11 protein-coding genes are annotated in these 14367 nt (G+C 61.9%); 5 read left to right on the top strand and 6 right to left on the bottom strand.

Features of this window, described 5'->3' with window-relative positions; all coding sequences use genetic code 11:
• The first annotated feature begins 32 nt into the window (after positions 1-32).
• The 4 genes from DDQ68_RS07370 to DDQ68_RS07355 all read left to right on the top strand — a co-directional run bounded on the left by DDQ68_RS07370 (position 33) and on the right by DDQ68_RS07355 (position 6600).
• Entirely contained in the window at positions 33-920 is an 888-nt protein-coding gene (locus DDQ68_RS07370; protein ID WP_109655718.1) for a hydroxypyruvate isomerase family protein, read from the top strand.
• 41 nt (positions 921-961) lie between these two features.
• Entirely contained in the window at positions 962-1837 is an 876-nt protein-coding gene (locus DDQ68_RS07365; RefSeq protein WP_109655717.1) for a sugar phosphate isomerase/epimerase family protein, read from the top strand.
• Positions 1838-1888: 51 nt separating this feature from the next.
• Complete coding sequence (locus DDQ68_RS07360) at positions 1889-2686, top strand: 3-keto-disaccharide hydrolase (RefSeq protein ID WP_109655716.1); 798 nt, start codon at positions 1889-1891, stop codon at positions 2684-2686.
• Between the two features lie 527 nt (positions 2687-3213).
• Entirely contained in the window at positions 3214-6600 is a 3387-nt protein-coding gene (locus DDQ68_RS07355) for a UvrD-helicase domain-containing protein (protein ID WP_109655715.1), read from the top strand.
• Between the two features lie 313 nt (positions 6601-6913).
• Here the strand turns inward: DDQ68_RS07355 and DDQ68_RS07350 are convergent, their stop codons facing one another.
• Positions 6914-8071 (bottom strand): hypothetical protein, encoded by a 1158-nt coding sequence (locus DDQ68_RS07350; RefSeq protein WP_162549916.1) that lies wholly within the window; start codon positions 8069-8071, stop codon positions 6914-6916.
• An 83-nt stretch (positions 8072-8154) separates the two neighbouring features.
• Positions 8155-9081 (bottom strand): alpha/beta hydrolase, encoded by a 927-nt coding sequence (locus DDQ68_RS07345; RefSeq protein ID WP_109655713.1) that lies wholly within the window; start codon positions 9079-9081, stop codon positions 8155-8157.
• A 99-nt stretch (positions 9082-9180) separates the two neighbouring features.
• On the opposite strand from DDQ68_RS07345, the gene DDQ68_RS07340 reads away from it, so the two are divergent.
• Positions 9181-10011, top strand: coding sequence for a transporter (locus tag DDQ68_RS07340; protein ID WP_109655712.1), 831 nt, complete (start codon positions 9181-9183; stop codon positions 10009-10011).
• Between the two features lie 26 nt (positions 10012-10037).
• Here DDQ68_RS07340 and DDQ68_RS07335 read toward each other — a convergent pair whose 3' ends face one another.
• From DDQ68_RS07335 to DDQ68_RS07320, 4 genes are all read right to left on the bottom strand, one after another.
• Positions 10038-11087: an alpha/beta hydrolase gene (locus DDQ68_RS07335; protein ID WP_109655711.1), complete on the bottom strand. Its 1050-nt coding sequence runs from the start codon at positions 11085-11087 to the stop codon at positions 10038-10040.
• A 208-nt stretch (positions 11088-11295) separates the two neighbouring features.
• A complete protein-coding gene (locus tag DDQ68_RS07330; protein WP_109655710.1) occupies positions 11296-11991 on the bottom strand; it encodes a hypothetical protein in 696 nt (231 codons plus the stop codon).
• A 99-nt stretch (positions 11992-12090) separates the two neighbouring features.
• Positions 12091-13410: a M20/M25/M40 family metallo-hydrolase gene (locus tag DDQ68_RS07325; protein ID WP_109655709.1), complete on the bottom strand. Its 1320-nt coding sequence runs from the start codon at positions 13408-13410 to the stop codon at positions 12091-12093.
• A gap of 47 nt (positions 13411-13457) precedes the next feature.
• Entirely contained in the window at positions 13458-14153 is a 696-nt protein-coding gene (locus DDQ68_RS07320) for a hypothetical protein (protein ID WP_109655708.1), read from the bottom strand.
• Positions 14154-14367: the final 214 nt, after the last annotated feature.

Raw genomic sequence — 14367 nt, 5'->3', positions numbered from 1 at the left:
CCGGCATAGAAATTAATTAAACCGTGCTCGCTATGGCTGCTCAACCAAACCGCCGTGCGGTAATTAAAAATATTGTTGCGGGCACGGCTTCCTTGGGCGTGATGGGCGCGCTGGGGGCCTTCGCGCCGGCCGAAAAACCCGTGAACGAAGCTGCTTTGAAAAATAATATTAACCACTCGGTTTGCCGCTGGTGCTACAACGATTTGTCGCTCGATCAACTGTGCGCCGCCGCCAAGAGCATTGGTATCAAGGGCATCGATTTGGTGGGCCCCCAGGAATGGCCCACACTAAAAAAATACGGCCTGGATTCGCCCATGTGCAACGGCGCGGAAATTAATCTGACCGACGGCTTCAACGACCCGAAGTTTCATGCCACGCTGTTGAAGAACTACTCGGCCATGATTCCGCTGGTGGCGAAAGCCGGGTACCGGAACCTGATTTGCTTCAGCGGCAGCCGACGCGGCTTGGACGACGCCACCGGCATCGCCAACTGCGTGCTAGGCCTGCAACCGCTGGTGGCCTTGGCCGAAAAGCACAACGTGGTGCTGGTGATGGAGTTGCTGAACAGCAAAGTGGACCACCACGACTACCAGTGCGACCACACGGCCTGGGGCGTGGCGTTGGCCAAAAAGCTGGGTTCGGAGCACTTCAAGCTGCTTTACGACATCTACCACATGCAGATTGACGAGGGCGACGTTATTCGCACCCTCACCGATAACCACGCTTACATTGCGCACTACCACACCGGCGGCGTACCGGGCCGCAACGAAATTGATGAAACCCAGGAGCTGTACTACCCGGCCATCATGCGCGCCATCAAGGCGACTGGTTTTAAAGGCTACGTAGCCCAGGAGTTCATCCCGAAACAAACTGACAAAATAGCGTCACTGCGTAAGGCGGTGCAGTTGTGCGACGTCTAGCGCAATTAAATTAATTATTTTTTATTCCTTTCCAAAACGTCATGACGCAACGCAGAGATTTTCTGAAACAGGTCGGTTTATTATCGGCCCTTTCCTTGGTGAACCCCGGGGCCCTGTTCGCGGCCCCATCGGCGCTGAAAGTGGGGTTGCAGTTGTACACGTTGCGCGACTACATCGGCAAAGACCCCAAAGGAGTGCTGGCCAAAGTGGCGAAGGCTGGTTACCAGGAAGTGGAAACCTACGGCTATAGTCCGGAAACGCACTACTGGGGCCTCGTGCCGAAAGACTTCAAAGCCGTGCTGGCGGCCAATGGTCTCACTACGTCGAGCGGCCATTACGACATGGGGGCTTACATGCGCGATGGTAACCAGGAGGCATTTAAAGCCTACATGGAAGCGGCCAACGGATGTGGGCAGCAGTACATTGTGGTGCCGTACCTAGATGCTGCGCTGCGCAAAACGACGGACGATTTCAAGGTGATTTCCGAGAAATTGAATAGGGCCGGGGAGCTGTGCAAATCGGCCGGCCTGCGCCTGGGCTACCACAACCACGACTTCGAGTTTCAGCCCGTGAACGGCGTGGTGCTGTACGACGTGATGCTGAAGGAAACTGACGCGCGCCTGGTAGATTTTGAGATGGATATTTATTGGGTAGTGCGCGCCGGCCGCGACCCCATTAAATTAATTGAAGCCAACCCTAGGCGTTTCCCAATGTGGCATGTGAAGGACATGGAAAAAGCCCAGCCCGAGCACAACACGGAAATTGGGGCGGGTACCATTGATTTCAAAAAGATTTTTAAATACGCGAAAACGGCGGGCTTGCAACACCTTTTCATGGAGCAGGAATACTTTGCTATCGACGCCTACCAAAGCATTGCTCAAAGCGCGGCGTACATCAGGAAAAATCTACTTTCATAGCCGGGCAACGCCCTGCCGAAATCTTTTGTAATTTATTAAATAAATAGCCGTATGAGAACTTGCCTGGTCGCCACCGCATTATTGGTGGGTAGCGTGGGGGCCGCTGTGGCCCAAACCGCGCCGCCTGCCGGCAAGCCCGAGGACACGGAAGTTTATACCCCCGTGCCCCCCGTGGTGATGCCGGGCAAAACCAGCAGCGACGCGCCTTCGGACGCGCTGGTGCTGTTCGATGGCAAAACCCTGGACCAGTGGACCGCGACCGATAACCCTGGGGCCCTGGCGCCGTGGACGGTGAAGGACGGCGTGCTGACTGTGAACAAGGGCACGGGTAACATCCAGACCAAGCGCAGCTTTGGCAACTACCAACTGCACCTGGAGTGGCGCGTACCGGCTAATATCACGGGCACGGGCCAGGCGCGGGGCAATAGTGGCCTGTTTCTGGCATCGCTGGGCAAGGGCGACGACGGCTACGAGCTGCAAATATTGGACTCGTACAATAACAAAACCTACACCAACGGTATGGCCGGCAGCGTGTACAAGCAAATTGTACCGCTGGCCAACCCCACCCGCAAGCCCGGCGAGTGGCAGACCTACGACGTCATCTGGACGGCCCCCACGTTTGCGCCTGGCGGCACAGTAGCCACGCCAGCCCGCGTCACGGTGCTTTTCAACGGCGTGCTCGTGGAGAACAACGTGACCCTGCTGGGCCCCACGCGCTACATTGGAAAGGCTGCTTACGGCGCTCCCCACGGGCCAGCGCCCATCAAGCTCCAGGCGCACGGCGATAAGAGCGAGCCACTTAGCTTTCGCAACATTTGGATTCGGGAACTGTCGGCTGTTGGGCAGTAATAAATAGATTTAATTCGAATTAATTAATACCAACAGGGGCCCCGGCGGTAATTCTGCCGGGGCCCCTGTTGGTATTAATTAATTCAAAATACGGTTTCGCGTGTGACTAAGTAGTTTGATGGAATTAATTTAACTTTTTGGTACGTCATGCTGAGCTTGTCGAAGTACCTATAACGCTCAATAAACCAATCGTTTAACGAAGCGGTAGAGATGCTTCGACAAGCTCAGCATGACCGCTTTTTTGCATAATTAATTCCGAAGATATTAAAGCTAATTCGGAAGAGTGTGCTAAGTTACTGCCCGTGGGCGAGGCGCAGTTTTGGGCAATGGTCTAAACCAAGGTGCTAAACTCGTTATTTAATATAATGATTTTGAGGAAAAATTATTGGATAAATATATTGTTAATCAATGGTTTATGCATGAAATAAAAATAAATGCTAAGTCTGATTAATGATTTTGCAAATCACCATAAATTAGACGACTGCCCTATTTTCATTATGCTTATTTTTTGAACGAGTTACATCAATATGTCGCCCTCCTTCCGCATTTATTCTTCCTCGGCCGGCTCGGGCAAAACCTATCAGCTCACCAAGGAATACCTCACCCTCGCCCTCAGCTCCGAAGACCCCGCGTACTTCAAGCGTGTGCTGGCCATCACCTTCACTCGCGACGCGGCCGGCGAAATGAAGGAGCGCATCGTAGGGGCCCTGCGCCGCTTTGCCTACCCCGAAGCCGGCGGCAAGCCCGACGCGCTGCTCACAGACGTGGCCGCCGCCCTCGGCCTGGGCCCCGACGCGGTGCGGCACCGGGCGGCGGCCACTTTCCGACTCGTGCTCTATCACTACGCCGATTTTGCGGTGAGCACCATCGACGCCTTCGTGCAACGCATCGTCACGGCTTTCACCCGCGAGCTGGACTTGCCGGCCAGTTTCGAGGTGGAATTGGACACCGACAGCGTGCTGCAAAGTGCCGTAGCCGCCCTGCTCGACAAGGTGAACCGCAACGCCGACACCCGGCTGCTCTCGGCCACGCTGGCCGACTATGCGCTGGGCCGCGCCGACGAGGGCAAGAGTTGGAGCCGCCTGCCCGAGGAGCTGGCCACCTTCGGCCGCGCCCTGTTTAACGAAACCGTGCAGGAGGCCGTGACGGAGCTGGGCAAGCTAGATTTGGCTGATTTTCGGCGCATTGACAAGGAATTGCGGGCCCGGCGGCTCGAAATCGAAGCCGCGTTTGTCCAGGCCCAGGAGGCCGCCGTGGCAGTGCTGGACGAAGCCGGGGCCCTGGAGGGCGACTTTTACCAGGGCAAGCGCGGCATTTTTGGCTATGTGCAGAAGGGCACCGAACTCCTGGCCGCCGGCGCAGGGCCCAACAGCTACGTGCAGGCCACTCTGGCGGAGGACAAGTGGTACAGCGGCAAAATAAAAACCGCCGCCGACCGCGCCCGTGTCGACGCCGTGAAGGAGCCATTGCGCCAATTAGTTGCGGTGCTTGATACGCTGCGGGCCAATTATTTACCGAATTATATTTTGCTCACGGCCATGCAGCCGTATTTATTTCACGCCTCGCTACTGAGTGAATTAAATAAATTGGTGGAGCAAATTAGCCGCGAGCGGAACGTGGTATTAATCTCGGAATTCAACCGCCGAATTGCCGCCATTGTGCTTACTGAGCCGGTACCGTTTTTGTACGAGCGACTGGGCGAAAAATACGAGCATTTATTAATTGACGAGTTTCAGGACACGTCGGTTTTGCAGTGGAACAACCTGCTGCCGCTGGTAGAAAATACGCTGGCCAACGGCTTCGACAGCCTGGCGGTGGGCGATGCTAAGCAATCCATTTACCGCTGGCGCGGCGGCGAGATGGAGCAGATTTTGCGCCTGCACCAGGGCAACACGGGGCCCCTGGCCGACCGCGCCCGCGAACCCGAAATGCGCGAGCTGCTGCGCCTGCGCTACGAAACCGTGGAGCCCGCGCTAAAAGCTGAGGCCCTGCAAATTAATTACCGCTCGGCCCGCGAAATCATCGAGTTTAATAATTCCTTTTTCGCCGCGGTAAGCGCGCGCCACGCCGACTTACCGCTGGTGCAGAGCATTTACGACGCGCACTTTGGGCAGCAGGTGCCCGCCGGGGCCCCTAGCGGCCAGCCGGGGCACGTCGAATTATTATTTACCCAAAAGGACGCGCCCGCCCAGCTGTACGACGCCGCGGCGGGGGCCCACACCGGCGCGGCGCTACCCGGCTACGCCACCGCCGCCACGCTCACCTACGAGGAAAGCACCTGCTACCTGGCCCTGGCCCTTGTAGAGCAGACCCTGGCCGACGGCTACGCGCTGGCCGACGTGGCGGTGCTTTGCCGCACGCGGCAGGCCAGCAAAATCATGGCCAAGTTCCTGAAAGAGCGGGGTTACGCCATCATTTCGGCCGACTCGCTGGCGCTGGAATTTGCGGAAGTGGTGAACTTGCTGATTAGTATTTTCCGGGTACTGCACCAGCCGGCCGATACCCTGGCCCGGGCCGAAGCCCTGCTGCTCATCGACAAGGTGGTGCGGCAGGAGCCGCCCACGCCGGCCCGCGTGCGCCACTTGGCCGACGTGGCCAACGCGAAGCACGTGCAGCCGTTTTTCGACGAGCTTAGGGCCCTGGGCTACGATGTGCAGGAGGAAGAAACTGGCAACCTGGGCTTGTATGAGCTGGCCGAGCGGCTCATCGACCTCTTTGGTCTGCTGGGGCGCAACGGCGAGAGCGACTACCTGTTCCGCTTCCTCGACCTGACGCTGGAATTCAGCCTGCGCCATGGCAACAACCTGGGCAACTTCCTAGCCGACTGGGAAGGGCGTAAGGGCCGCGTGAGCATCAACGCGCCGGGCGGGCGGGCGGCCATCACCATCACCACCGTGCACAAGGCCAAGGGCTTGGCCTACAGCGTAGTCATCGTGCCCTTTGCCGACTGGAGCCTGGAGCCACACCGCAACACGCTGCTCTGGGGCCATCTGGCTGCCGACGAAAAGCCGCTGCCCGGCCTGCCCGAAGTGGCCGTGGTGGGCCTGAACGCTACCTTACAGCAAACCGCCCTGGGCCCCCAGTACGCCGAGGAGCGCGAAAAAACCTTCCTCGAAGGGCTGAACACGCTGTACGTTGCCTTCACCCGACCCCGCCACCGGCTGTACGTGCTCAGCAAGCGCCCCGAGGCCAAGAAAGCCACCAAAGCCGCGCCGGAAACGGAGGAGTTGGGGGCCCCGCTGGCCGCGGCCCGCACCGTGGCCGACCTGCTGCACGGCTACTTGCAGGGCCGGGGCGAGTGGCAGGACGAGCAGGTGGCGTTTGTGTTATCCCAAGGCAGCGCGGCGGCGCTTCTACCCGGGGGGGGCGCGCCGGCCGCCCGTACCTACGCCCTCACCAACCTGGGGGCCGCACCCTGGGAGGAGCGCCTGCAACTGCGCCACCACGCCACCACGGTGTTCGATTTTGACGAGCAGCAGCGCCTGAGTGAATGGAACCGCAAGCTGCACTACGGCCTGCGCCGTCTCATCGCCGCGGCCGACGTGCCCCGCGTAGCAGGGCAGCTCGTGGCCGAGGGCATCATCAGCGCCAAGGAGCGCGACGAGCTGGCCGCCCGCTTGGGCCGCATCGTGGCCGACCCACGCCTGGCCCCCTACTTCGCCGAGCACCTGAGCGTGGAAACGGAGCGCGAAATCCTGCTTGGCGGCGTGCAGGTGCGCCCCTACCGGCCCGACCGTGTGGTGCTGGACCGTGCAGGCCGCCGCGTAACGCTGCTCGATTTCCGGCTGCCGCCGCCGCAGCACGCCCACCGCCAGGCCCTGCGCAACTACGCCACGCTGTTCGAGCAGCTGGGCTACAAGCAGGTGCGCGGCCTCATTTATTACTTCCGAACCGAGGAAATCGTGACGGTTTAGGGTCCCGGATTAACGTTGTTTTCGGGTGGTTGTAGGGGCTGTTCGGGAAGCCTGTTGAACGTTATGCTTCGGCTGCGGGCAGTGGTCTAAAGCGGGGCGGCCCGACGACTTCTTCCGTCGGCGGGCCACTCTTACGATACCCAGATGCACTGTTTTTTAGCAAGAGTGGCCCGACGAAGCCCTTCGGGCAATTCACCGGACCACCCTGTTGTAGACCACCACCCTATTTATTTTCGATAACTTTCTAAACGGCTTTATAAATTAATAATGCCATGCTCGTCTGGCGTAGAAATCAAACCCTAAACAACCTTCTTTAGTCTTGCAGGCGCTGGTAGCGCACGCGGTGCGGATTGAGCGTGTCGGCGTAGAAGGCGAATTGGGCATCTTCGCCCTGCATTTCAAACCGCACTTCCTGGGCTATTTGCGGGGGCACGAACCGGGGCATTTCGGCGAACTTCAGAACGGTGGGGGCCCCAGGGGCCATCGGCACCAGGTACAGGCCGCGCTTCTCGTCGAGCAGGTAGCTGGTGTGGGCGGCGGACAGGTTGAAATGGGGCACGCTGTAGCCCATGCCTTCGTAGTAGCCATGGTAGTGGAAGCTACTGATGGCCTGTCCGTTGCGCACGCGCAGCACGAAGGCGTTGGGCATTTGCAGCTGCCGGGGCGTGGCGCGGCGCTCGTAGTTCACGAGGCCATCGGGCAGGCGCACAGGGCGGTTTTTGCCCGGGTCGTACACGGCCAGCACAGTAGTATCAGTCAGGAAAAAGGCGCCGGCCAGGTCGGCCCCGGGGCGGGCCAGGCGCAAGGGCGGCAGGCCTGGGCGAATGACTTCGGTGGCCGTGAGCACGGCACGGCCGTTGCTAGCCAGGGCGGGGTCGCAGTCGGCCCCCCCGCTCAGGGCGCGGCCTTCGCTCAGACGCAGCACCTGGCCGCCCAGGTCGAGCAGCAGCACCACCTGGAAGCCCACGTCGCTGTTGGGGGCCCCAAAATCGACGGTGAACACCAGGGCCCGCAGCGCCGCCGAATAACCCAGAAATACAGGCTTATTCACGGCGCTTTCCACCACCACGTCGGGCGCGCCCATCTTGGCAAAATCGGCCTTGCGCAGCTCGCGCCGAAACACGGGGGCCCCGGCCGCGTCGCGCAGCGTGAAGGTGAAGCGCCCGTCGTAGCCCCGCACCTTCGTCAGGCGCTGCCGGGCCCGGTCGTCGTCGGAAAAATACGCCAGCGCCGTCAGCGAGTGCGCCGAATCGGTCCGGGCCTGCGCCACCAGGTAGTGTACTTTACCGTTAACGCTGAAGGCGCTGCCGGGTACTGCCGGCGGGGCGGGCGCCGGCGGTACCGGGGCCGTAGGGGCTGCCACCACAACGGTGGGCACCGCCAGCGGGCGGCTTTCCTCTTTATGGTACAGGTGCTGCTCGCAGCCGGCCAGCCCCAGGCCGCTGATAATCGCGTAAAAATGTAGACGCATGAGCACGGGCGGCAGAAAGCTCTGCAAAGAAAACAGATGAACCGCCGTTTCAGGCCAAAATTTTGCCGCGGGGGCGGCCGCGCTTAGCGGGTCAGCCAGCCGTTGGCGGCCAGCCACTCGCGCAGGCGCTCCGACCAGTCGTCGGTAGTGGTAGCGTTGTGCAGACCAAAGCCGTGGCCGCCCTTGGCAAACAGGTGCATTTCGGCGGGCACGCCGTGGTGCACGCAGGCCTCGTAAAACGCCAGGCTATTTTGCACTTTCACCCCGTTGTCGTCCTGGGCGTGCACGAGGAACGTGGGGGGCGTCTGGGCCGTCACCTGGCGGTCGGCCGAGTATTGCACCAGCTGCGCCGCCGCCGGGTTCTGGCCTAGCAGGTTGGTACGCGAGCCGCCATTGGCCAGGCTGTCGCTGAAGCTAATAACCGGGTAAATCAGCATCAAAAACGCCGGCCGCACCGAGGCTGGGCCGGGCTTGGGGCCCACTGGCCGGGCAAACTGAGTGCCGGCCGTGGCCGCCAAGTGGCCGCCGGCCGAGAAGCCCATCAGGCCAATGCGCTCGGGGTTGAGGTTGTACTTAGGAGCCACTTCGCGCACCAGGCGCAAGGCCTGCTGGGCGTCCATTAGCGGGGCGATGCTTTTGTCGGGCTGAAGCGCATCGTTGGGCAAGCGGTACTTCAGGATGAACACCGTGATGCCCATTCCGGTAAAGCGCTGGGCAATTTCGGTGCCCTCGTTGGTCATCGACAGAAAGCCGTAGCCGCCGCCGGGGCACACGATGATAGATGTGCCGTTGGCCGTGCCCGCCGGCGGCACGTACACCGTCAGCGAAGGCTGCACCACGTTGGAAACGTGCACGCTACCATTGGCGTCGGTGGTCGATTGTTCCTGCGCGCTGCTCGGAATAGAGTTGGGAATGTTGCCGGTATAGAGCGGCAGCACCGGCTGGGCTAGCAGCGAGGCCAGGGGTAAGCTCATGAGGAAAAGGGCAGGCAGCCAGGATTTGAGTTTCATGTTAACAGAACAGGCGAAAGGTTGGGGCGGCTACGTAGCGGGCCCGGGCCGGGTTGCCGCCCCGGAACCATTTGGGGCCCCGGCGGGCTTAACCAGCCCATGCGCACGACCACTCTGTGGGCCGCGGCTGCCCTGCTGGGCAGCGCCGCCCCCGCCCTGGCCCAAAACACGCCGGAAGAAAACAACCCCAATCAGGACGCGCCCTTTGTGCGCAACCTGCGCGCCGACCGGCCCGGCCAAACCATTACGGCCCAGGTGCTGCGCGCCGGCCAGTTCCAGCTTGAAGCCGGGGCCTTGCGCCAGCTACCCCGCGCCGGGGCCGCTGGCTGGCTGGTGGCGCCCACACTGCGTATCGGCTTTTTCAACGGCATGGAGTTGCGCGTGAGCCAGCCCTACCAGAGCCTGGCGCCCGGGGACCCGGCCATCACCGACGCGCCCCTGGCTCCGGCCCGTGGCGGCTGGGCCCCGCTGGTGGTGGGCACCAAGCTAATGCTCTCGCCCAACTACGACACCCGCACCCAGGTGGCCCTGCTGGCCGAAACTGCCGTGCCCGGCACCGGGGCCCCGGCGCTGAAGCAAGCCCACTGGGCCCCAGCCGCCCGCCTGCTGGTAAGCGAGCAGCTCGGCCAGCGTTTCGGCCTGGAAGCCAACCTGGGCTTTGGACAGCAGGGCCTCACCCTGGCCGACGTGGAGGCCGGCCAGTTCCTGGGCACGCTAGCCCTAAACGGCCCGCTGGGCAACCGCGCCGGCTTTTTTGTGGAAGCCTACACCGCCGGCCGCGCCGCCTGGAACACCGGCGCTACGGCCGGCCTCTACTGGCGCCCCCAGCCCCTGCTGCGCCTCGACGTGCACACTGGCCGCGTGCTGGGAGGCCCCGCCGCGGGCACCGCCACCGCCGGGGCGGGGCTGGCCCTACGCTTGGGCCGGTAGCGTTTATTTCACCCCTGGCGAAGAAATTAGCGTGCCGAGCGAACTGGTGCTTCCATCCATGCCATCACATCTTTGAAAACGTCGTCGTCGTGCCATTCAGGTTCTGACGGTTTACCATTCTTATCGGGCGTTGGAATAGCAAAATGATGATCAAGGCCGGGGTATGCGTGCAGTGTTAAATTAGTTTTACCACGCCGGTCAAACTCAAACGGCAGCATATCATTCAAGGCCGAACCTACATCAGCGGTACCGTAGCCGACGAATAGCGGAATGCGCAACTGAAGCATGTTGTCGATGGCAGCGTACTTAGTCACCGATATCCAGTTGCGCCAGTGTTCGCCAACCCACGGCTGCGCGGCAGTTTCGGTGCCCAACATAAGGGCATGGTACTCTAAATAGAGCGAGTCAATCTGGCTTTGGGCCCGGGCCGGGGCGAGGGTGCCACGATACTGTTCGGCCCGAGCGTCGCTCACGTATTGGTGTAGGCGGCTATAAGGATTTGAGGAGAGCAAGGCCGCATGGGTAATGTGACGGTCAATTTTTGCCAGCCACACCGCCGTGTGGTAGCCCTGCGAAACGCCTACCACGGCCGTGTTTTGGGGGTCCACCCACGGCTGCCGGCGCAGGTAACGCAGCACGGCCTCGGCAGTGGCGGCGTATTGCTGGGGGGTATCGTGCTCCCGTAGAATGAGCGGCACGTGGCCAGTTACGGGATCCATGTAATCCATTGACGCTGTGAGGGCAGCCACGGGAGCCACCAAAGGCAATCCCGGTTTATTGATGATAACGAAATGGTAGCGGTCTTGGTAAGGTTTCAGGTCCTGCGGCCAGCCAATAAAAAAAGGCCCTTTGTCGTCCACGGCGAACAACGGCCGCACTTCGGAACCCTGGCATAGCACCACCACGGGTTTGCGCTGGCACAGCTGCGCGGGCGTGCCGGCTACCAGAAACGACGTGGTTTCGCCCCGTTGGGTAAGGCGAAGCAATTTAAACCCCAGCTTCGCCGCGAGGTCGGCATCGGCGTCGGCCCGCGCCGGACGCGCCAACGGTAGCAATAGCAGGAGCAGCGCCAGCAAGCGCAGGGGCTTTGGAAGGAAAAGAATCAACATAAGCCGTGGTAATGATGAACGCCCGCCATCGGCAGCGCCCCTCAAAAACACGAATCAGCAGTCAAGGATGCATAGCCTTGCCTAGAGCCCGATGGTCACACCAAACCGGGCCCACCACAGCCCCTACGCCCCAACGACTTGGGAAGCCGGGGAGCACTTTTTCAGGCCCGGGGCCCTACGGCGCCTTCGCCACCGTGGGGTCGAGGGCGGTGACGGCGTCGCGCAGTTCGGCTTCAGAATTAATATTGCCCTTGCGGGCTTTCAGGGCCTGCTGGGCGGCGGGGTAGGCGGCCAGGGCCTCTTGCAGGCTGGCCCGTTTGGGGCGCACCTCGGCCAAGCGGCCGTTGGGGGCCAGCAAGTAGTAGCGGGTGTGGTCGGCGTAAGTGCTCACCACGGTGGTGCTGGCGTAACCACCGCCACCGGACGATTTTTCTATCACTTTGTCCCAATACTTTAGTAGCTGCAGGTTAGTGCCCGGGCTCAGCACTTCGGCAAAACCGTTGGGGGCCCCGGGGCCACTGAAGGGCACAAAGTGCCGGAGCGCGCCGCCGCCCGCCAGCGTGAACGACTTCACTTGCGCAGCCGACACCGCCACCGAATCGCCGGCGGGGCGCAGCACCCGCAGCTCCTGCCGCACTACGTCGTACTTCACCGGGGCCGACACCGGCTTGGCGTTGCCGGGCAGCAGTAACTCGGCCGGCGTCCAGGTGGCCAGCAGCAGCGGGCTGCCCTGCACTTCGAAGCCCGAGCGGGCCACGGGGCTGAAGCCGCTGTTGAACACGTTGGTCATGTAGCGGGTCTGGTCGTCGGTTTGGGCGGCGCCCAGCAGCGGCAAGCCCAGCAAGGGCAGCAGTAACGTCAACTGTTTCATCACGCAGGGATAATAAATTGATGGAAAGGGCCTAAAGCTACCACGGCAACGCGAACCGGCTCCTGGCCCGTTCCCGCCGCGCCGGTTGGGGCCCCGCGGCTACTTTTCGAGGGCCACGCGGGTAGGCGTTTGCGTGCCCGCCACGATGCCGCGGGCGCTGCGCGCAATAGCCGAAATCACGGCTGTCATGTTTTTCACGTCCAGGCTGCTTACTTCGTCGTCCACGCTGTGGTAAAGCTTATCGGTCGGAATCTGATCGGTGCTGATGGTGTGGGCCGGTACGCCCAGGCGGGCCAGCGTAGCGTTATCGGAGCGGTAAAACAGGTTTTGCGCGGGGTACGGGTCGGGCTCAAACTTAAATTCGGTACCCTTCAGGTTTTCCTGCAAAAGCGGGCCAAAATCCGACTTGTCGTAGCCGGTGATGAACGCCGTTTTGGGCCCAAACTTGGCTTCCTTGCCAATCATCTCGATGTTGAACATGGCCACTACCTGCTGCGGGTCGAGCTGCTTCGAGAAATATTGGGAACCGAAGCCGCCCTTTTCCTCGGCCGCGAACGCCACGAAGAGGAGCGGCCGGGCGTTGTCTTTTTTCTGCTTAAAATATTCGGCCAGGGCTACCACGGCGGTGGTGCCGCTGGCGTCGTCGTCGGCCCCATTGGCGATGGAGTCGCCAGCCACGGCCTTGAGAATACCGAGGTGGTCGTAGTGGCCCGAGAAGACCACGAACTCCTTGGCCAGCTTCGGATTGCGGCCGGGCAGCATCCCCACAAGGTTGCGCAGCGTAACGGGTTGCACTGCGGTGCTGGCGCTGATGCGGTAGGTGGACGTGGCCGGAGCCGTGGTCAGCACATACACCGTCGAATAGGGCCCCGGCCGCTCGGCGCTCATAATGCCGCCCCCCACGTGGCCGGCCAGCTGGTTGAAGGCCTTGGCATGGGCCGTATCGACGAACACGAGCGTATTGGCCTTGGGGCTGAGCAATTCGTACATTTTGCGCCGCTCGGCTATTTCCGGTCCTACCACCACCACTTTGGTGGGCTGCGCATCCTCGCTCAGCCAGGTCAGGCCGGGCTGCCCCGACACCACCACCACCTGCCCCGGGGCCAGCGGCCGGCCGTTCAGGATGGCGTTTACCAGGCCAGGCGTGGTCTGGTAGGCGGTGAAGGCCTGCTCGTAGCCCGCCAGGCCCGGCAGCGGCTGCAATCCAATGCGGGCGAACTCGCCGGCCAGAAACTGCGCGGCCTTGGCGTCGCCGCCGGGCTGGCCGGTGCCGCGCCCCTGCATGTCGTCGGCGGCCAACGTGTTCAGCACCCGCGTCACGGTGGCTTCCGATACACCCGCCTTGGGCTGGGCTTTTGTTTGGGCCCCGGCGGGCAGCGCGAGGGCAAGCAACGCGCAAGCAATGAGTATTTTATGCATCAGTACGTTTGGTTTGAAGTTAAAGCTCCGTAGGCCGCGCCGGGGCCCTACTGCACCAGCGAATCGAGGGCGGCCACGGCATCGCGCAACTCGGCTTCGGTGCTGAGGCTGCCCTGGCGGGCTTTCAGGGCCTGCTGGGCGGCGGGATAGGTAGCCAGGGCCGCTTGCAGGCTGGCGCGCTTGGGGCGCACCTCCACCGCGGGGCCCTGGGGGCCCCGGAGATAATATTTGGGTCGGTCTGCGTAGGTGCTGACGCTGGTAGGGGCGGCGTAGCTCGAAGTAGAGGTCGGGGCTTGTTCCACGGCCTTATCCCATAGCTTTAGCAGTTGCAGGTGCGGGCCGGGGCTCAGCACTTCGGCGAAGGCATCCGGCATCCCGGGCGCGCCCAGGGGTACGAAGCGCCGGGCCGCCGGGCCGGGAGTTAGCGCAAATTCCTGCAACTGGCTGAGCGGCACCACCACCGAATCGCCCTGGGCCCGGCGTACTCGCAGCTGCTGGCGCACCACATCGTACTTCACCGGCACCAGTTTGGGCACGGTGTTGCCGTGCAGCAGCACGGCGGCCGGCGTCCAGGCGCGCAGCAGAAGCGGGCTGCCCTGCACGCCGTCGTCGGGCGGGCTGAACGCCACGATGCTGTTGCCCTTGTCGAGCACGTCGGTGTAGTTGTTGCCCACCGTGCCCGTGGACTGCCCAAAGCCGAGCGCGGGCCCGGCCAGCAGCGGAAGTAGCAAACGGTAGCGCATGGGCAATAATAATGTGGTTTTTAGTGCAGGGTCTGGGGCCCTGGCTTGGGGCTGTTTGGGGTCGTCGGCGAATTTAAAAAGACCGTCATGCTGAGCCTGTCGAAGCATCTCTCCCGCTGACTAATCATTAATTACTGCCGCAGTCGAGATGCTTCGACAGGCTCAGCATGACAGGTTACGGGATTCTTTTTCAACCCCCCCCAAACGCCCCTTT

Origin of the sequence: Hymenobacter nivis (genome assembly GCF_003149515.1) — a bacterium.
GTDB classification, from domain to species: Bacteria; Bacteroidota; Bacteroidia; order Cytophagales; family Hymenobacteraceae; genus Hymenobacter; species Hymenobacter nivis.
Note: the sequence above shows the minus strand (reverse complement) of the source record. Positions and strands in the feature narration are given on the sequence as shown.

Coding starts and splice junctions, on each gene's coding strand:
- DDQ68_RS07340 (WP_109655712.1), top strand. CDS start 9,181: ATGCGCACGACCACTCTGTGGGCCGCGGCTGCCCTGCTGGGCAGCGCC.
- DDQ68_RS07330 (WP_109655710.1), bottom strand. CDS start 11,991: ATGAAACAGTTGACGTTACTGCTGCCCTTGCTGGGCTTGCCGCTGCTG.
- DDQ68_RS07360 (WP_109655716.1), top strand. CDS start 1,889: ATGAGAACTTGCCTGGTCGCCACCGCATTATTGGTGGGTAGCGTGGGG.
- DDQ68_RS07370 (WP_109655718.1), top strand. CDS start 33: ATGGCTGCTCAACCAAACCGCCGTGCGGTAATTAAAAATATTGTTGCG.
- DDQ68_RS07350 (WP_162549916.1), bottom strand. CDS start 8,071: ATGCGTCTACATTTTTACGCGATTATCAGCGGCCTGGGGCTGGCCGGC.
- DDQ68_RS07355 (WP_109655715.1), top strand. CDS start 3,214: ATGTCGCCCTCCTTCCGCATTTATTCTTCCTCGGCCGGCTCGGGCAAA.
- DDQ68_RS07345 (WP_109655713.1), bottom strand. CDS start 9,081: ATGAAACTCAAATCCTGGCTGCCTGCCCTTTTCCTCATGAGCTTACCC.
- DDQ68_RS07325 (WP_109655709.1), bottom strand. CDS start 13,410: ATGCATAAAATACTCATTGCTTGCGCGTTGCTTGCCCTCGCGCTGCCC.
- DDQ68_RS07365 (WP_109655717.1), top strand. CDS start 962: ATGACGCAACGCAGAGATTTTCTGAAACAGGTCGGTTTATTATCGGCC.
- DDQ68_RS07320 (WP_109655708.1), bottom strand. CDS start 14,153: ATGCGCTACCGTTTGCTACTTCCGCTGCTGGCCGGGCCCGCGCTCGGC.